The following is a 17,336-nucleotide window of genomic DNA, read 5'->3' on the forward strand; positions in this document are numbered from 1 at the left end:
ATGTCACCAACTACCCAGCGAGCCGAGCATTCCCCAGGAACGGATAGAAAATCCATGTTGTTGAGGCGGAGGAGAAATATAAAAGAAATAGTCGACCCGGGGGCCGCCGTCGCTGGCGCCGTCGAGTGGCTGCACGCGACAGCGGCGCGAAGCCCCCTCAGCGCTGCTCGAGCAGGGCGGCATCATCCGATTTCTGCAACATCTCACCGACATAGCTGAGCGCCAACCGCTCTCCCGCAAGCTCCGGCTTCGAGGCGCGGTAGAGACCAAATTCGCCGGTCTGGCTCGCCCTCGGCGGGGTCAGCTTGGCGATCGCAGCCGAGCTGAAGTATTTCGGCGGGTAGAGATAGAAGTCCATCAGCGGGGTCTGCGAGGCGCCGGATTGCCGCTTCAAGACAGCAAGCGCCCTCGCGCCCGCCTCCGGATAAAGTGTTGTCCAGCCCGCAAAGCTGCTCGCCAATATCTCAAGCGACAGGATCGCCGTCGCGATCTCGGCGAAGCCCTGGTTGGACTTCTTGGCGCTTCGGGTGGTCGAAGCCTTGCGCAGCCGCTGCCTGAACTCGTGATGCCGTTCGATGAACGGCCCGAGCCGCGCCCGCCACAGCATGTCGGGCAGGCAGGCGTAGCCATGGATGTCGTGATAGCTCTCGATCAGGTTGCGACACTGTGCCGTGAGATCGGCCGGCAAGAAGTTCAGATCGACGTCGCCGATCTCTTCGCTCGCACAGTTCATCACGTTGGCCACGACGCGCGGCGCTCCATTACAATCGGGGCGAAGGATTCGTCCGATGCAGCGAGCTTAGCCGTTGAACGCGTATATCTTCGATGCGCATTCGGCGCGATCGGCATAGCAATAAAATAGCGCGCGTGCTGACGCTGAGTACGAAGTCGATCGAGCTATGGCGGAAATGGCACAGGTCGTCGACAATCTCTCGCGCCGCAACGTGTGCTTGTCACAAAACGTCACGACTTTCGCCGAGTTCTTCAGCAGGCGCTGATGCAAATGATGCTTTTGCAAGCAGCCGACGCAGCCAACAGCGTTTCAGCTATTTTATCTTAATGAAAGTGCGAGGAGACCCGTATCGCCTTTTTCTCAAGCCCCCACGAAAGATTACACGGACGTTAATCGCGAGAGCGCTCGAAGCGTCGGTAGCAATATCCTGGGGCAAAATCATGAAGAGACTTGTTTTGGCGGGCGTATCGTTGACGGCGCTGAGCCTGTTCAACGCGGCACACGCAGCCGACGCCAATCCACCTTTGTTGAAGGCGCCGTCATCGACGTGCGATCCTTACAAGAATTACTCCTGCCTCGACAGCTATCTCGGCAGTGACTTCTTCACGCGGTTCGTCAACTACTACCGGCTCGAGTGGGGCCACGACGTCGCGCCGTCGGATCCGAAAGCGCCGCCCGGCCGCCGCGACTATTGGCCGACGACACCGCAAAGCACACCGCCGATGCCGTTCAGCGATTGGCCGTATGGCGGCACGACGAATATCGGCGACACGCGGCCTGGCTCGGTCGACAGCCCGCTGATGGCGGCGCTCGGCAACACGCCCGCCGGCCAATGGATGAACGACGCGCACATCCAGGTCTATGGCTGGATCAATGCCGGCGGCAACCTCAGCAACAACACGGTCCGCGGCGGCAATTCGCCGGCCGCCTATGACTACAACCCGAACACGGTCCAGCTCGATCAGGCCGTGGTCTATATCGAGCGCCTGCCCGACACGGTGCAGAAGGATCACGTCGACTGGGGCTTCCGGATCGCGCCGATCTATGGCGAGAATTATCGCTACACGACGGCCTACGGCCTGTGGAGCAATCAGCTCCTGAACCAGAACAAGAACTACGGCTACGACTTGCCGATGGCCTACGGCGAGGTGTTCGTGCCGCAGGTGCTGGAAGGCCTGATGTTCCGGTTCGGCCGCTACATCTCGATCCCGGACATAGAGGCGCAGCTCGCCCCCAACAACTACATGTATACGCATTCGATGACGTATACGTTCGACAACTATACCAACACCGGCCTCAACACCACGCTCGCGGTGACCAAGAACTGGATGGTGCAGCTCGGCGTCACCGTCGGTACCGAGGCGATGCCGTGGCATGTCGGTGCGAAGATCCCGAATCTCGCTCCGAACCCGCTGTTTCCGGATTCGACGATGCTGAAGGATCCTGGCGCCCAGCCCAGCGTCAGTGTTGGTGTTCGTTATACGACCGACAGCGGCAATGACGGCGTCTACGTCGTCGCCAACGGTATCAACAACGGCACCTGGGGCTACAATAACCTGCAGTGGTACGGCCTGACCTATTACCACAAATTCAACGAGCAGTGGCACATCTCGTTCGAGACCTACAACGAGCATCAGAACAATGTGCTGAATGCGAACAACCCGGCAGCGCTGGCGGCGTTCCTCGCCGGAGGAACCCCCTTCTCGCCGCAGGTGATGCCGTTCAACTCGCCGTTCCTCGCCCAGTGCAGCAACGCAGCAGTGTTCTCCTGCACGGCTTCGGTGCAGACCTACCTGACCTACATCAGTTACAAGCCGACGCCGCTCGACAACATCTCCTACCGTCTCGAATATTTCGACGACCAGCAGGGACAGCGGACCGGCGTCAAGACCCGCTACGTCGAGACCGGCATCGGCTGGCAGCACTGGTTCTCGCCGCAGATCGAGATCAGCCTGAGGTCTCCTACTACAGGGCCCTCGATGCGGCGGCATTCAACGGCAATTCGAATCTCGGCATAGCGCCCACCAAGAAGGACGCTCTGATCGGTTCGGCAGACATCATCATTCACTTCTGATCGCAGGTAGCAAAGCGCCGGGCGGGCCGCCCGGTGCTCCCGTCAGAAATTAGAGGATTCCACAATGAAGCAGGTTCTCTTCATCACCGCGGCGCTCGGAGCGCTGCTGCTCACAGCGCCGGCGAAAAGCGCAGACCTTCCGCTCTACACCAAGGCGCCCGCAATCGCAGCGCCGGCCTACGACTGGTCCGGCTTCTATCTCGGCGTGTTCGGCGGCGGCGGCTTCGGCAACCACAATCTCAACAACGCGCTCGGATCGGCCGGCTTCGCCAACTACACCATCAACTACTCCTCGAGCGGCGGCATCGCCGGCGGCGAGATCGGCTACAACGTGCAGAGCGGCAACATCGTGGTCGGCGTCGAAGCGACGGCTTCTGGTCCGGCGTCAGGGGCAGCGATGTCGGGCAGTTCAACGCCGGCACCCTGCCGATCGGCTCGGTCGATGCGACCAGTCTGCGCGACGGTTACACGGTCCGGGCCCGCGGCGGCATCGCGGTCGACCGGTTGCTGCTGTTCTTCACCGGCGGCTGGGCCTATGGCGACTTCCAGCACACCAACACCGATCCGGTGTTCGGCGTCGACCAGTTCAGCGCTAACAGAAGCGGTCTGACCGCGGGCGGCGGCATCGCCTATGCGCTCACCAACAACCTGATCGGCAAGGTTGAGTACCGCTACTACGATTTCGGCCGCTACGAACGCGCCGCCCCGCTCAACGGCCAGCTGCCCTACGCGGTCGATAACACCTACTCGGTCGTGACGCTGGGCCTCGACTACAAGTTCGGCGGGCCGGTGGTCGCGAAATACTGATGCCGCGCGGGACGATGGGGAGGATGCCGTGACAATCTCGACATCAAGACAGCTGCTGCTGCGTATCGTTGTACTCGCCGGCGTCTGCGCCACGGCTGCCGGCTGTGCCAGCGACGTCGGAGCGCCGGATACGTCCGGCACCTCGCAAATGCGTTACTATGGCGGTCCGAAATCTCCGATGTGGCGTGCACCCGCGGAGAATTGACCCGGTGGCAGGACGTGTCGCGGTCGGTGAGCAGGGTGCGGTGCGTACGATCGCGGTGCTGCACGCGGAAGGGAGGAACGCGCGCGCGGATGACATGTATCTCGCCATGACGAGGGCCATCGAATCGGCGCAGCACAATTCTGCCATCCGCTGTATCGTCGTTGCCGGCGGGTTCGATGTCTTCGCGACAGGCGTCGGGACCTCGGGGTATCGTGCTGTCGGTGGCGGGGCGCCGGAAGGGCTTCCGCCACAGAACGTAATCGGCCTCCTGAACGCGCTCGCCAACAATGCAAAGCCGATCATCGCCGCCGTCGAGGGAGCGACGGCGGGCATCGGTACGGCCATTGTGTTCTATTGCGACCAGGTCATCGCCGCCGCCTCCGCGACGTTTACCTCGCCACTCGACTCTCATGATCTGGTCCCGGACGGCGCGATGAGCTCGCTGATACCCCGACGGCTTGCTCAGCAGCGTGCCTTTGCGATGCTTGTTCCCGGACGCTCCATGCGCGTGGAGAGAGCCTATGAGTCGGGCTTGATCGACATGATCGTCCCGCCGGGACAGGCGGCGATCGAAGCGGGCCGGGTCGCCGAGCAGCTCTGCCGACTGCCGGCGGAAGCGGCGTCGGAAGCGACGGCGAGCCGGCCGGGGTAGCGCGAATGCCAGGAACTGCTCCATTCGCAGCTCGCGCTGCATCGCAATCGGTAGGGCAGCGCCGCGTGCCGCTTTCCTGATCGATGCGGTCGCTTGTCCAAAAAATCAGCAACTGATGATTATTGTTGCGATTCATAGAAATCGGGATCAGCATTTCGCATCGTCAACAAGACGCCGGGCAGAGGCGTCGATCGGAAACGCCTGTTGCTGTTCGGACGTGTCTCAGCCTCTTGGAGGGTGCGATGCTGAAGTCCCTTGCGACCCTGATCGGTGCCGTAGCGATTGCCGCCTTGATCGCACCGGCCGCCCACGCCGGAGCCTCCGCCAGCGCTCCGACAAAATACGCACAGCATTCACAGCAGGTGACAAGCGTGCGCATGGTCAGGCAGACCAGGCGGATCGAACCGGCCCTCACTGATTTGTCGGCGCAGGCAAAGACGGCGCCGTTTCACCGCTAGGCCGCTCAGCTCAGCCGCTGCAGGGTCGCCTTCGGGCTCTCGCCGAACTTGGCGCGGTAGGCGCTCGCCATGCGGCTGAGATGGGTAAAGCCGAGGTCGAATGCAATATCGACGATGCGTTCGCCCGGCCGCGCCGTCTTGAGACGAGCGTTCAGATGGGCGAGGCGGATGTCGAGCAGCATCTCTGAGACGGTAGTCCCGAAGTGACGGCGGAAGCCGAGTTGCAGCGCGCGCACGCCGGTACCCGCGATCTCCGCAAGCTCGGCGAGATCCAGCGGCTCGGTCGCGCGCGTTTCCAGATAGGCCCGCACGCGCTTCAGCGCCACCGGCTGGGCCTCGGTGCGGCCGTTGAACACATCGATCGCCGAACTCAGGCTGTGCCGCTGCCCGCTAAGCAGGACGTTGAGAAACTGTTCGCGCCAATCGGCCGCCGCGACCGCGGACAATGATTTGCGCGGCCCGACCTGCTCGGCCGTCGTCACGAGCTGCTCGATCCTGGCCGAGAGCGTCTGCCCAAGCGGCCCGCTCAGTTCGACCGCCGGATCGAATTCGACCGGCCGCACCGCCACGCCACCAAGCGCCGCGGCACGCTGCTCGACCAGCTTGCGGTCGAGCAGCACGATGAGCTGGGCGCAGCCATGGCGCCAGGTCATCTCGGTTGGGATCGTCGGCGACAGCAGCGAAGCGCAGTGTCGCGGCCCGGTGGTGAGCTCGCGCGCGGCGGTCCGGATCGAGGCCGAGCCGGACAGCGGCATCTGCAACAGGAAGAAGCGGTCGAGGCAGCCTGGATTGATCGCGACCGATCCGCCATAGGCGACATAGTTGACGGAGAAGCCGTCGAAGTCTGCGCAATTGTGATGCGCGGAGAAATCGCGCTCGGAATGATCGACCGGCGTCAGGTCGTGTGGACAGAAGATGCGGCCGATCGCTTCGGCTGCGTCGTCGACGCGCGCCGTCGCGACGCGCGCGAAATCCTTCAGCCTTGCCCTCGCAGGATTTGCCGTTGCCGAAACCTCGTTGCCAACAGCAGTCACGCCGGCCGTCCGAGTTGTTTGAGGTCTAAAATATCGGGCAACGTAATCCATTCGCGGGCAAAGGGGAACGCCGTTTCGTCGCGCAATCTGCCCGATCTGAGCGCAGGCGGATGCGGCGACCTTGGGCAGAATCCGCGGGGCTCAATGCTCCCGCATTGCAGCATGATCGTGCCGGGTGCGGATTCGTTTATCGGCTAGACAGCCTCACCGGCTGGCGACAGGCTCCGTGTCCGCAATACACAGCAAAACTGGAGAGGCTGACATGGGCACGCTCGAAAAAGGCATTACCCGCACCGGCACCGGCTACGGCGGCAAGACCTGGAATATCCTCGGCCAGGTCTACTATCCGAAGGCGGTCACCGACTCGACCTTCGCGTTCGAGACCAACAGCGATCCCGGCCAGTTCGTGCCGGTGCACATCCACCCGACCCAGGACGAGTTCATCCTGGTGCAGGAGGGCGTGCTCGACCTCAAGCTCGACGGCGTCTGGGTGCAGGCCAAGGCCGGCGACCTCGTGCGCATGCCGCGCGGTATTCCGCACGGCTATTTCAACAAGTCCGACAAGCCGGCGCGGGCGCTGTTCTGGGTGTCGCCGATGCAGAAGCTCGAGGCGCTGTTCGACAAGCTGCACAATCTGCAGGACCCCGTCGAGGTGGTGCGTATCTCCGCCGAGCACGAGGTGGACTTCCTGCCGCCGGAAGCCAACGACTAGGCCTGCAGTAAAGAATACGTACGCGAGGCGGCAATCGCCGGAGCATGCTCCGGCGATGACGGGGACGCGTGCGCTGACGAAATTGGATCTGTTCATTCATCGCGGAGCGGTTTCATGGTCAAGCAGAAGCATGTGTGTGTGATCGGCGCCGGCATTTCCGGGCTCGCCGCGGGCAAGGCCTTTGCCGGTCGCGGTCACAAGGTGACCATCATCGAGCGCAGCGGCGATCTCGGCGGGGTCTGGGAGCCGGCGCGCTCCTATCCCGACGTCCAGACCCAGAGCCCGAAGGAGCTCTATCGCTACACCGACAAGGCGATGCCGGAAGCTTATCCGGAATGGCCGAAGGGTCCGCAGGTCCATGCCTACTTGCGCGATTATAGCCGCAGCCACGGGCTCGACGGCGCGATGCGGTTCAACACCAAGGTCGAGGGCATGAAGCGCCGAGCCGACGGCAAACCAGGCTGGACGCTCGCGCTGCGCTCGACCGACGGTGCCAGCGGTCACGAGGATTTCGACTTCATCGCGGTCTGCACCGGGCAATTCAACGAGCCGCAGTCGCTGCCGCTTCCCGGCGAGGACGGCTTCAAGGCGCAGGGCGGCCAGATCCTGCATTCATCGCAATATGGCGATCCTGATCTTGCCAAGGGGTGCAAGGTGGTCGTGCTCGGCGGCTCCAAATCGGCGACCGATATCGCGGTGAATGCGGTCAATTCCGGCGCCAGCGAAGTCACCATCGTGTTTCGCGAGGCGGTGTGGCGGATCCCCTATTTCATCGGCGGCCTCGTCAACTTCAAACGCATCCTCTACATCCGTGCGCAGGAGCAGATGTTCGCGAGCTGGGGCATCGGGCCGATGGCGCGTCTCGCGCATGCCGTGGCAAAGCCGTTCGTTTGGGCGAACTGGCGCGGGCTCGAGAGCATGCTGAAGATGCAGCTCAAGCTGAAGCAATGCGGCATGGTGCCGAAGGAACGCATCGAGGACGGTGTCAACTGCTCGGTGCCGATCGCGACCCCCGGCTTCTACCCGATGGTGGCCGACGGCCGGATCAAGGCGGTGCTCGGGACCTTCGATCGTTATGACGGCAAGACCATCGTGACGAGCGGCGGCCAGCGCGTCGCGGCCGATGTTGCGGTGCTCGCAATCGGCTACAAGCTCGGGGTGCCGTTCCTGCCTGCGGAGTATCAGAACAAGCTGGTCGAGCCCGACGGGCAGTACCGGCTTTACCGGCTGATCGCCAATCCCGATCTGCCGGACATGGGCTTCGTCGGCTTCAATTCGAGCTTCTGCACCGTGCTGTGCGCGGATCTCGCCGCGAACTGGCTGGTGCGCTATGCCGACGGGCAGCTCGCGCGGCAGCCGAGCGCGGCCGAGATGCGCGACAACATCGCGATGATGCTGAACTTCAAGCGGGTCGAGCGTCCGGCGGCCGGCGTCTATGGCGGGTTGTGCGTCGCACCCTATCACTTCAAGCATTTCGACGAGCTGCTCGCGGATATCGGCACCAAGGCGTCGCGCCGCAACCCGCTCGTCGAAAAGTTCACGCCGCCGGACGCGGACGCCTATGCGCGCTTCCTCGCGACCGCGCCTGTATATACGGCAGCCGCCTAATCGCGGCCGGCGTCGAGGAAGGCTTGCGCGAGGCGCTCCGGATTGGAGAAGCACAGCTCGTGGCTGCCCGGCACCTGGACCAGGCGGAACAGCCCGAGTTTTTCCGACAGCCGCGGATGCCAGGGCAGGCCGTGCGGCAGCGCGGTGTCCTCGGTGCAGTTGACGTAGGACTTTGCGATCGGCATCTCGGCCGGATTGGTCCGCAGCGCGATCTTGTCCTCGAAGGTCTTCAGCGGGTGCGGGTTGAGCTTGTCATAGGCGCGCTGCGCCGTCTCGAGGTCGGCGTCGTTGATGAAGGCCTCGCGCCAGATCGGGAACGGCAGCACCACCGAGCCGTCGCCGCGCTCGGCATGGATGGCGTCGAACAGGCCGCGATAGTGCGGCGGCACCATGTCGTTGAGGCACTCGCCATTGTTCGGCACGAACGCGTTCCAGTAGACGAGGCGGCGGATACGATCGGGTGCAGCGTCGGCAACGCCTGTGATGACCATGCCGCCATAGCTGTGGCCGACCAGCACGATGTCGTTCAGATTGTGCTCGGCGAGATAGTTCACGATCGACTGGATCGCCTCGGGGAGGCCGGAATCCTTCCGGTCGCCGGGCCGGTTGCCCTTGATGGTCGGGGTGTGGACGACATGGCCGGCCTTGCGGATGCCAGCCGCAACCGGCTCAAACTCGGCGCCGGTATGCCAGGCGCCATGGACGAGAACATAGGTCGACATGGTGTGCTTCTCCAATTGTGCATCTTGATGCTGTTTGGTTAGATCGACGCTCGCTTCCGGTTATGGCGCGACGTTCGTGCGGTGGTTTGTCGGATATTGCGGTAGCCGGACCGGCCGTGCTTGGCTGAGACTGCACTGAACTAGGCTCGGAGTGAACTGATGCAACAAATCGCTCGCCCGGACCGCACGCTGGGTCTCGCCTGGAATACCGAGGATGTGCGGCCTGCCGAGCAGTTCGCCTACTATCGGGAGGCGATCTGCCAGGTGTTCATGAAGCTGACGCCCGAGCCAACGGACAGGTCCAGTTTTCCTGCACGGATTGAACGGATCGGGCTCGGCGCGGGCGCCATCAATCGCGTGACGTTTCCCGGTCACCTGGTGCGCCGTTCGGCGAGCGACATCGCGGCCTCGAGCAGCAGCTGCTTCTACCTCAATCTGAAGCTGGCCGGGCATTGCCGGATCGACCAGGACGGACGGGCTGTCGAACTGTCGCCGGGACAGGTCGGCATCTTCGACAGCGAGCGGCTGTTCGCGCTGCATCACAGTCAGGGGCCTTCGCTGCACGTCGCGTCCTTCTGGGTCCCGACGCAACTGCTGCGCGATCGCCTGCCGCCATCGTTCGAATTCAGGCCGGCGCGGGTGTCCGACGATCCGCTGGTCGGCCATCTCATCGTGGAGACCGCGCAGGCGCTCAATTCGGCGGCGCCCGGCATGCCGGAAGCGGAAAGCGCGCGGCTGTTCGGCGTGCTGCTCGACCTCGTGGCGCTGAGCCTGTCGCGTGATGGCCGGCGCGGCGCGGACCCGATGAGCCTGGTGGAGGCGACCTGGATCGCGCTGCGCCGCGCCGTGGAGAGTCGGTTGCGCGAACCGGGGCTCGGCGTTGCCGCCATCGCGGCTGCGATCGGAATCAGCGAGCGCTATGTCCACAAACTGTTCGAACGGGCCGGCACCACGTTCGCCAGCTATTTGATGGACCGCCGCCTCGACGGCGCCGCGCGCGACCTGAGGGATCCGGCGATCGCTTGCCGCGCGATCGGGGACATCGCGTTCGACTGGGGCTTCTCCGATCTGTCGCATTTCACCCGGCGGTTCCGGCATCGCTTCGGCTGCACGCCGCGCGACTGGCGCCGCGGCTGACCAACGTTTCGGAAATGCCCATGGCACAGTCCTTCACCTATCAAGTCAGCCCGATGCGGGTGGTATTCGGGGTCGGCACGGTTGCCGCGCTGGCGGACGAGCTCGATCGGCTCGGCATCAGGCGCGCGCTGGTGCTGGCGAGCTGGCGGCAGCAGGCCGAGCTCGGCGATCTCGCCGCCCTGACCGGCGGCCGCATGGCCAGCGTTTTCGATGGCGCGGTTGTGCATACGCCGGTCGCAGTCACCGAACGCGCGATGCAGATAGTGCGCGAGCTCAAGCCCGACGGCGTGGTTGCGATCGGCGCGGGCGCGGCAACCGGATTGAGCAAGGCGATCGCGCTGCGCACCGACCTGCCGCAACTGGTCGTGCCCACCAGCTATGCCGGCTCCGAGATGACGCCGGTGCTCGGCGAGACCGTGGATGGCGTCAAGACCACGCAGTCCTCGCCGAAGATATTGCCGGAGGCCGTGATCTACGACGTCAATCTGACACTCTCGATGCCGGCGAAGTTCTCCGCGATCTCGGGCCTCAACGCGATCGCGCATGCGGCCGAGGCGCTGTATGCGCGGGACGGTAATCCCATCACCTCGCTGATGGCGGAAGAGGCGATTGCGAAGCTCGCTTCATCGCTGCCTGAAGTGATCGCACGGCCGCGCGATCTCGATGCGCGCTCGGACGCGCTCTATGGCGCCTGGCTGTGCGCGGTCTGTCTCGGCACCGTCGGCATGGCGCTGCATCACAAGCTCTGCCACACCGTCGGCGCGCTGTTCGACCTGCCGCACGCAGAGACCCATGCGGTGCTGCTGCCGCACACCATCGCCTACAACACGCCGGCGGCACGAGATGCGATCGGCCGCGCCGCGCGGGCGCTAGGCGCATCTGATGCGGCCGATGGCCTGTTCGATCTGTCGGCAAGGCTCGGCGCGCCGCGCTCGCTCGCCGAGATCGGCATGCCCGAGGACGGCATCGCCAAGGCGGCCGCGCTTGCTACCAAAAATCCTTACTGGAATCCGCGGCCGATCGAGGAAGGCGGCATCCGCGACCTGCTCCGGCGTGCGTGGTCCGGCGCGCGGCCGCAGGCCGGGTAGATCACACCCCGATCGCGTTGCGCGCGATCACGTCGCGGTAGAACGCCGCGCTTAGCTTCGGCACGCGCGCCTGGGTCTCGAAATCCACGCGATAGAGGCCGAAGCGCTTCGCATAGCCGAAGATCCATTCGAAATTGTCCATCAGGCTCCACAGGAAATAGCCGTGGACCGGGACGCCGTCGGCGCTCGCGCGCTGCAACTGGGCGAGGTAGTTGCGCAGGAACATGATGCGGTCGAGATCGTAGATCTGCCCGTCGGCATGCACCTTGTCCTCGCCGGAGGTGCCGTTCTCGCTGATATAGATGCTCTTGATGTTCCAGAGCTTGGCGGCAATCCGCGGCGCCCAGTAGATCGTCTCCGGCGCGATCCGCAGCCAATCCGAATTCATATGCGGGAACGAGGCCGGCATCGGCAGCGGCTTCCACCCCGGCGCGCTGTCGGTGGCGAGGACATAGCAGTGCGGCGCGTAGATGTTGAGCCCGACGAAATCGTTGGGCTGCGCGATGATCTTCAGATCCTCCGCGGTGAATTTGGGCGCGTCAGCGCCGGCATATTTCAGGAAGGCCTCGGTGTACTTGCCTTCGAGGAGGACGCCGAGGAAGCCCGCATTGAGCTCGCGCGTCGCGATCTCGGTGGCGCGGATGTTCTCCGGCGTGTTGAACGCGGGCACGCAGGCGGTGATGTTCTCGGCCGGCCCGACCCGCGTGCCGGCGCGGCCCTTGGCGCGGATCGCCTGCACGGCGAGGCCATGCGCCAGCGCGACGTGGTGGCGCGCCTGGTTCACCTCGGCCGGCGGCAGCTTGAGCCCGGGCGCGTCGACGCCGAGTGCATAGCCGAACGGGAGGAAACGTCCGACCTCGTTGAGGGTGAAGATGTTCTTGACCCGGTCGGTCAGCCGCTGCGCCACATAGCCGGCGTAGTCGCCGAATGCCTTCGAGGTGTCGCGCGAGCGCCAGCCGCCGGCCCGGTCCTGCAGCGCCTGCGGCAGGTCCCAATGATAGAGCGTGGCGTAGGGCTCGATGCCGTTCGCCAAGAGCTCGTCGACCAGGCGGTTGTAGAAGTCGAGGCCCTTCGGATTCGGTGCGCCGCTGCCATCGGGAAACACCCGCGGCCAGGCGATTGAAAATCGATACGCCTTGGCGCCGAGATCCTTGATGAGGCGGACGTCCTCCTTGTAGCGGTGGTAGTGCTCGTTGGCGCGATCGCCGGTCGAGCCGTCCTCGATCTTGCCCGATGTGTGGGTGAATGTGTCCCAGATCGACGGGCCGCGGCCGTCCTCATTGACCGCGCCCTCGACCTGGTAGGACGAGGTCGCGGTGCCCCAGACGAAGCCGGCGGGGAAGTTCGCGCCGTCCGGCTGCGGAGCGTGGTTCGCGGCCTGTGCAGGGGCCGACAGGCCGAGCGCCGAGAGGCCTGCAAGGCCCGCAAACTGCCGGCGCGAGAACTTACCGAACATTCATTGTCTCCCGTCGACGGACGCCGCGGCTGGAATGCCAGCCGCAGGTTAACCTTCCAGCCCGCGGTTGAGCAACAAGGGCCGGGAGGCCGCAGCGCGGTGGCGAACGGCTCACCAAACAATGCGACCCGTTATGATGTCAATGTCGCGGAGTTGTCAGTTTTGTGGCGACATTTTCTCTACTAGATTGCCTGCTACGTCCTTCCGCAATGACATCCGAAAATCCCTGTGAGCCGCGCACAATGAACAAGCCTGCCAGCGATGTCCGAGTTGCGGTGCTGCGTCGTCTTGCCACGGCAATCTGCTTGTTGCTGACGATGGTCGCGGGCGCGCAGGCCGAGCAGACTTTTTCGTTCGACAGCACACCCGGAAAGCTGCCGAAGACGGTTGTCCCGTTGAGCTACGTGATCGAGCTGACGCCCGACTTCACCAGCCTCGCGTTGCCGGGTGTCGAGACCGTCGACATCGAGGTGCGCGAGGCCACCACGCAACTGACGCTGAATGCGGTCAACACGACGTTCGCCGAGGCCACGATCGATGATGGTGCGCAGCGCGCGGAGGTGTCGGCCGACGCCACCGCGCAGACGGCGACGCTGACCTTTGCCAAGCCGCTCGCGGCGGGCCGCCACAAGCTCCGCATCGCCTTCACGGCGCAGATCAACAAATTCGGCACCGGGTTGTTCTCGGTCGATTATCCGACCCCAAGCGGCATCAAGCGGCTGATCTCCAGCAAGCTGGAGCCGGCTGATGCGCGGCGGATCTTCCCGTGCTGGGACGAGCCGTCGTTCAAGGCGAGCTTTGCGCTGACTGTCGTGATCCCGCGCAATCTGCTCGCGGTCGGCAACATGCCTATCGCGAGCGAGCAGCCGGTCGCCGGCGAGCTGAAGAAGGTTGCGTTCGCGCCGACGCCGAAGATGTCGAGCTATCTGTTCGTGCTCACCGTCGGCGAGCTCGAGCGCGTGACCGCGGATGCCGGCGGCGTCACTGTCGGCGTGGTGACGACCGCGGGCAAGAGCGGGCAGGGCCGGTTCGCGCTGGATAGCGCAGTGAAACTGCTCGCCTATTACAACGATTATTTCGGCGTGAAATATCCGCTGCCGAAGCTCGATCTGATCGCCGTTCCCGGCGGGTTCGGCGGCGCGATGGAGAATTGGGGCGGCATCACCTTCTTCGAGAGCCGGCTGCTGTTCGACCCCGCGACCAACGCCGAGACCGCGCGGCGCGGCATCTTCGCCATCATCGCCCATGAGATGGCGCATATGTGGTTCGGGGATCTCGTCACGATGGCATGGTGGGATAATCTCTGGCTCAACGAGGGCTTTGCCAGCTGGATGGCGACCAAGGCCTCGGAGCAGTTCTATCCGCAATGGCAGAGCTGGCTGAACGGCTATGGCGCCAAGCAGTTCGCCATGACGCTCGATGCGCGCCGCACCTCGCATCCGGTGCAGCAGCCGATCGCCGATCACAGCGAGGCGGTCACCGCGTTCGACGCCATCACCTACAACAAAGGTCAGGCGCTGATCCGGATGCTCGAGACCTATCTCGGCGAGCAGGCGTTCCGCGACGGCATCCGCAAATACATGGCCGCGCATGCCTACAGCAATTCCACCACGGCCGATCTCTGGCAGGCGCTCGAGACGTCCGGCGGCAAGCCGATCACCGGCATCGCCGCCTCCTTCACCGAACAGGACGGCGTGCCGCTGGTCGTGGCCGAGACGACCTGCGACGGCACCGCTCAGCGCCTGACCTTGCGGCAGGACCGTTTCGTGATCGCGCCGGCCAATGATCCGCTGCTGCCGGCGCACGACTGGCAGATCCCGGTCGCGGCCGGGCCGGCGCATGGCAAGCCGCTTGATGAGATCCTGCTGAAGGGCAGCGCCGATATGCCGGCCGGCGCCTGCGGCGATGCGATCAAGGTCAATCTCGGCGACGTCGGCTATTACAGGGTGGAATACGGCCTGAAGAACCGTGCGGCGCTGCTGAACGCATTCCCGCAAATGCAGGTCATTGACCGGCTCAATGTCGTCACCGACAGCTGGGCGCTGGTACAGGCGGGCCGTGCCGAGCCGCCGTCCTACCTCGCGCTGCTCGACGCGCTCGATGCCGGGGATCATCGCGCGGTGTGGGACCAGGTGATCTCGACATTCGCTACGCTCAACCGCCTGTCGCGTGACCGCAGCGAGCGGCCAGTGATCCAGACCTATGCCCGGGCCAAGCTGCGCCCGGTGTTCGATCGGATCGGATGGGATGGCGGCGGCGCGGGTGACGATGACACCGCGCTGTTGCGCGCAAGCCTGATCTCGACGCTTGGCGACCTCGGTGACGCCGCCGTGGTGGCCGAGGCGAAGCGGCGCTTCGCGGCGTTCCTCGACGACCCCAGCTCGCTGCCGACCACGCTGCGCGATGCGGTCACCCATGTCGTCGGCATCACGGCTGACCGGGCGACCTACGACAGGCTGCTGACGCTCGCGCGCAACAGCACGGCGACCAATGAACGGCTGCGCTATTATTATGCCGCGGCCAGCGCCCGCGATGCCGGACTGGCGCGCGCGACGCTGGCGTTGACGCTGACCAATGAGCTGCCCGACACGATCGTGACGGGGATGATCAGTACCGTTGCGTCCGCAGGCGAGCAGCCGCAGCTTGCGTGGGATTTCGTCCAGGCTAATTTCGATACGCTGCTGGCCAGGCAGGGGCCGAACTTCCGCGACCAGTTCGTGCCGAACTTCATGACCAATTTCACCGATGAGGCCCATGCGGCGCAGCTCGCTACCTTCGCCCCGTCGCAATCGACGACTGGGGGGCGGGTGATGGTGGCGCGATCCGTGCAGGCGATCGCAATCTCGGCCGATCTCGCCGCGCGCGTGCTGCCTACCGCCGACGCCTGGATCAGGGCGCATAAGCCATGACATTGCGAGGGAGTTTCCGGCGGCGCGCGATGCGGCTATGCTGCGCGGGCGGCATGCAATCAACGATGCGAGGCTGACATGGTCAAAGGTTCCGATTTGCTGGTCGCGGCCCTCGAAAACGAGGGGGTGGAGCGGGTGTTCGGCGTTCCCGGCGAGGAGAATCTCGACGTCGTCGAGAGCCTGCGCAAATCCTCGATCAAGCTGATCGTGACCCGCCACGAGCAGGCCGCGGCGTTCATGGCCGCGACCTATGGCCGGCTGACCGGAAGGCCCGGCGTCTGCATCACCACGCTCGGCCCGGGCGCGCTCAACTTGACCACCGGCGCGGCCTACGCGCTGCTCGGCGCGATGCCGATGGTGATGCTCACCGGCCAGAAGGGTATCCTGAGCAGCCGGCAGGCCAAGTTCCAGATCGTCGACATCGTCAACACCTTCCGGCCGCTGACCAAGCTGTCGCTGCAGATCGTCAGCGGTGCGACCATTCCGACACTGGTGCGCGACGCGTTCCGGATCGCGACCCAGGAGCGGCCGGGGCCGGTGCTGCTCGAACTGCCGGAGGACATCGCGGGTGAGGAGACCGAACCGGTCGAGCTGGTGCATCCGCATCCGATCGAAATTCCGATCGCGCACGCCGCCGCGCTCGATCGCGCCGCCGACATGATCCTCAAGGCGCAGCGCCCGCTGATCATGCTTGGCGCGGCAGCATCGCGCCCGCGCTCAACCGCCGGGATCGGCGACTTCGTGCGACGCACGAAAATTCCGTTCTTCACCACCCAGATGGGCAAGGGCACGGTGTCCGGCGGCACCAACCAATACATGGGGACCGCCGCGCTGAGCGAGCGCGACTATGTGCATGAGGCGATCGACCGGGCGGACCTGATCATCGCGATCGGTCACGACACGATCGAGAAGCCGCCCTTCATCATGGGCCCGAAAGGGCCGCAGGTGATCCATGTCAGCTACATGCCGGCGAATGTCGAGCAGGTCTATTTCCCGCAATGCGAGGTGAGCGGCGATGTCGGCCCGAGTCTCGAACTGCTCGCCGATCGGGTCGAGGGCAAGTTGCCGCATGCCAGCGCGCTGCTCAGCCTGCGCGAGAGCATTCTGGCCAAGATCACCGATCGCGCCACCGAGGGCCGCTGGCCGCCGACGCCGCAGCGCATCGTGCACGACGTGCGGCAGGTGATTCCCGAGGACGGCATCGTCGCGCTCGACAACGGCATGTACAAGATCTGGTTCGCGCGCAACTACCGCACGCTGCTGGCGAACTCGCTGCTGCTGGACAACGCGCTCGCCACCATGGGCGCCGGCCTGCCGTCGGCGATGATGGCGGCGATGCTCTATCCGAAGAACCGGGTGCTCGCGGTCTGCGGCGACGGCGGCTTCATGATGAATTCGCAGGAGCTCGAGACTGCGGTCCGCCTCAAGCTCAATCTGGTGATCCTGATCCTGGAAGATTCCGCCTACGGCATGATCCGCTGGAAGCAGGCGGTCGACAACTTCCCCGATTTCGGCCTCACCTTCGGCAATCCGGATTTCGTCAAATACGCCGAGAGCTACGGCGCCAAGGGTTCGCGGATCGAGAGCACGGAGGCGATCGTGCCGACCCTGGAGCGGGCCTTCTCCGGCGGCGGCGTGCACCTCGTCGTGGTGCCGATCGACTATACCGAGAACAAGCGGGTGCTGGTCGACGAGCTGCGCGAAAAGGTGCAGCAGATCGACGTCGAATAGCGGATTGCCG

General features: G+C 64.6%; 16 protein-coding genes. 12 read left to right on the forward strand and 4 right to left on the reverse strand.

The genetic code is table 11. From position 1 onward, the window contains the following. Window positions 1–157: 157 nt before the first annotated feature. Window positions 158–745 (reverse strand): hypothetical protein, encoded by a 588-nt coding sequence (locus tag AKN84_RS33715; RefSeq protein ID WP_050424781.1) that lies wholly within the window; start codon window positions 743–745, stop codon window positions 158–160. 428 nt (window positions 746–1,173) lie between these two features. Here AKN84_RS33715 and AKN84_RS33720 point away from each other — a divergent pair, with 428 nt between their 5' ends. From AKN84_RS33720 to AKN84_RS33740, 6 genes are all read left to right on the forward strand, one after another. Beyond that, window positions 1,174–2,751 (forward strand): outer membrane beta-barrel protein, encoded by a 1,578-nt coding sequence (locus AKN84_RS33720; RefSeq protein WP_157863374.1) that lies wholly within the window; start codon window positions 1,174–1,176, stop codon window positions 2,749–2,751. 120 nt (window positions 2,752–2,871) lie between these two features. Further along, window positions 2,872–3,417, forward strand: a complete 546-nt coding sequence (locus AKN84_RS33725; protein WP_050424783.1) for a hypothetical protein — start codon at window positions 2,872–2,874, stop codon at window positions 3,415–3,417. Continuing rightward, the gene (locus AKN84_RS49465; protein WP_244485656.1) at window positions 3,312–3,614 is read left to right on the forward strand and encodes an outer membrane protein; all 303 of its coding nucleotides are present in this window, start codon (window positions 3,312–3,314) and stop codon (window positions 3,612–3,614) included. Before AKN84_RS33725 ends, AKN84_RS49465 begins: the two co-directional genes overlap by 106 nt. 28 nt (window positions 3,615–3,642) lie before the next feature. Next, window positions 3,643–3,819 (forward strand): hypothetical protein, encoded by a 177-nt coding sequence (locus AKN84_RS47525; RefSeq protein ID WP_157863375.1) that lies wholly within the window; start codon window positions 3,643–3,645, stop codon window positions 3,817–3,819. Between the two features lie 40 nt (window positions 3,820–3,859). Beyond that, window positions 3,860–4,471 (forward strand): enoyl-CoA hydratase-related protein, encoded by a 612-nt coding sequence (locus AKN84_RS33735; RefSeq protein WP_157863376.1) that lies wholly within the window; start codon window positions 3,860–3,862, stop codon window positions 4,469–4,471. Window positions 4,472–4,713: 242 nt separating this feature from the next. Then, window positions 4,714–4,929, forward strand: coding sequence for a hypothetical protein (locus AKN84_RS33740; protein ID WP_050424786.1), 216 nt, complete (start codon window positions 4,714–4,716; stop codon window positions 4,927–4,929). 5 nt (window positions 4,930–4,934) lie between these two features. On the opposite strand, the gene AKN84_RS33745 is transcribed toward AKN84_RS33740, so the two are convergent. Then, window positions 4,935–5,963 (reverse strand): AraC family transcriptional regulator, encoded by a 1,029-nt coding sequence (locus tag AKN84_RS33745; RefSeq protein WP_050424787.1) that lies wholly within the window; start codon window positions 5,961–5,963, stop codon window positions 4,935–4,937. 262 nt (window positions 5,964–6,225) lie between these two features. Here AKN84_RS33745 and AKN84_RS33750 point away from each other — a divergent pair, with 262 nt between their 5' ends. Together AKN84_RS33750 and AKN84_RS33755 are read left to right on the forward strand one after the other, a co-directional pair. Then, window positions 6,226–6,675, forward strand: coding sequence for a cupin domain-containing protein (locus AKN84_RS33750; RefSeq protein ID WP_050424788.1), 450 nt, complete (start codon window positions 6,226–6,228; stop codon window positions 6,673–6,675). A 114-nt stretch (window positions 6,676–6,789) separates the two neighbouring features. After that, window positions 6,790–8,283, forward strand: a complete 1,494-nt coding sequence (locus AKN84_RS33755) for a flavin-containing monooxygenase (protein WP_050424789.1) — start codon at window positions 6,790–6,792, stop codon at window positions 8,281–8,283. On the opposite strand, the gene AKN84_RS33760 is transcribed toward AKN84_RS33755, so the two are convergent. Beyond that, window positions 8,280–9,005 (reverse strand): alpha/beta hydrolase, encoded by a 726-nt coding sequence (locus tag AKN84_RS33760; protein WP_050424808.1) that lies wholly within the window; start codon window positions 9,003–9,005, stop codon window positions 8,280–8,282. The genes AKN84_RS33755 and AKN84_RS33760 overlap by 4 nt on opposite strands. A 159-nt stretch (window positions 9,006–9,164) precedes the next feature. On the opposite strand from AKN84_RS33760, the gene AKN84_RS33765 reads away from it, so the two are divergent. Together AKN84_RS33765 and AKN84_RS33770 are read left to right on the forward strand one after the other, a co-directional pair. After that, window positions 9,165–10,142 carry a helix-turn-helix domain-containing protein gene (locus AKN84_RS33765; protein ID WP_050424790.1) on the forward strand — a complete coding sequence of 326 codons (978 nt, stop codon included), beginning with the start codon at window positions 9,165–9,167 and terminating at the stop codon, window positions 10,140–10,142. A 20-nt stretch (window positions 10,143–10,162) separates the two neighbouring features. Beyond that, window positions 10,163–11,230, forward strand: a complete 1,068-nt coding sequence (locus tag AKN84_RS33770; protein WP_050424791.1) for a maleylacetate reductase — start codon at window positions 10,163–10,165, stop codon at window positions 11,228–11,230. A gap of 1 nt (window position 11,231) precedes the next feature. Here AKN84_RS33770 and AKN84_RS33775 read toward each other — a convergent pair whose 3' ends face one another. After that, on the reverse strand, window positions 11,232–12,686 hold the full coding sequence (locus AKN84_RS33775; protein WP_050424792.1) for a GH1 family beta-glucosidase: 1,455 nt from the start codon (window positions 12,684–12,686) through the stop codon (window positions 11,232–11,234). 242 nt (window positions 12,687–12,928) lie between these two features. Here AKN84_RS33775 and AKN84_RS33780 point away from each other — a divergent pair, with 242 nt between their 5' ends. Both AKN84_RS33780 and AKN84_RS33785 read left to right on the forward strand, forming a co-directional pair. Continuing rightward, a complete protein-coding gene (locus AKN84_RS33780; RefSeq protein ID WP_050424809.1) occupies window positions 12,929–15,595 on the forward strand; it encodes a M1 family metallopeptidase in 2,667 nt (888 codons plus the stop codon). A gap of 78 nt (window positions 15,596–15,673) precedes the next feature. Further along, window positions 15,674–17,326, forward strand: a complete 1,653-nt coding sequence (locus AKN84_RS33785; RefSeq protein ID WP_050424793.1) for an acetolactate synthase large subunit — start codon at window positions 15,674–15,676, stop codon at window positions 17,324–17,326. Window positions 17,327–17,336 lie beyond the last annotated feature (10 nt).

Source organism: Bradyrhizobium tropiciagri, assembly GCF_001189845.1.
Taxonomy (GTDB): Bacteria; Pseudomonadota; Alphaproteobacteria; order Rhizobiales; family Xanthobacteraceae; genus Bradyrhizobium; species Bradyrhizobium tropiciagri.

Bases quoted from the DNA above. Each gene is read 5' to 3' on its own strand.
- AKN84_RS33770 (WP_050424791.1), top strand. From the start codon at position 10,163: ATGGCACAGTCCTTCACCTATCAAGTCAGCCCGATGCGGGTGGTATTC.
- AKN84_RS33785 (WP_050424793.1), top strand. From the start codon at position 15,674: ATGGTCAAAGGTTCCGATTTGCTGGTCGCGGCCCTCGAAAACGAGGGG.
- AKN84_RS33765 (WP_050424790.1), top strand. From the start codon at position 9,165: ATGCAACAAATCGCTCGCCCGGACCGCACGCTGGGTCTCGCCTGGAAT.
- AKN84_RS33750 (WP_050424788.1), top strand. From the start codon at position 6,226: ATGGGCACGCTCGAAAAAGGCATTACCCGCACCGGCACCGGCTACGGC.
- AKN84_RS33725 (WP_050424783.1), top strand. From the start codon at position 2,872: ATGAAGCAGGTTCTCTTCATCACCGCGGCGCTCGGAGCGCTGCTGCTC.
- AKN84_RS33755 (WP_050424789.1), top strand. From the start codon at position 6,790: ATGGTCAAGCAGAAGCATGTGTGTGTGATCGGCGCCGGCATTTCCGGG.
- AKN84_RS33720 (WP_157863374.1), top strand. From the start codon at position 1,174: ATGAAGAGACTTGTTTTGGCGGGCGTATCGTTGACGGCGCTGAGCCTG.
- AKN84_RS33740 (WP_050424786.1), top strand. From the start codon at position 4,714: ATGCTGAAGTCCCTTGCGACCCTGATCGGTGCCGTAGCGATTGCCGCC.
- AKN84_RS33760 (WP_050424808.1), bottom strand. From the start codon at position 9,005: ATGTCGACCTATGTTCTCGTCCATGGCGCCTGGCATACCGGCGCCGAG.
- AKN84_RS33780 (WP_050424809.1), top strand. From the start codon at position 12,929: ATGAACAAGCCTGCCAGCGATGTCCGAGTTGCGGTGCTGCGTCGTCTT.
- AKN84_RS33775 (WP_050424792.1), bottom strand. From the start codon at position 12,686: ATGTTCGGTAAGTTCTCGCGCCGGCAGTTTGCGGGCCTTGCAGGCCTC.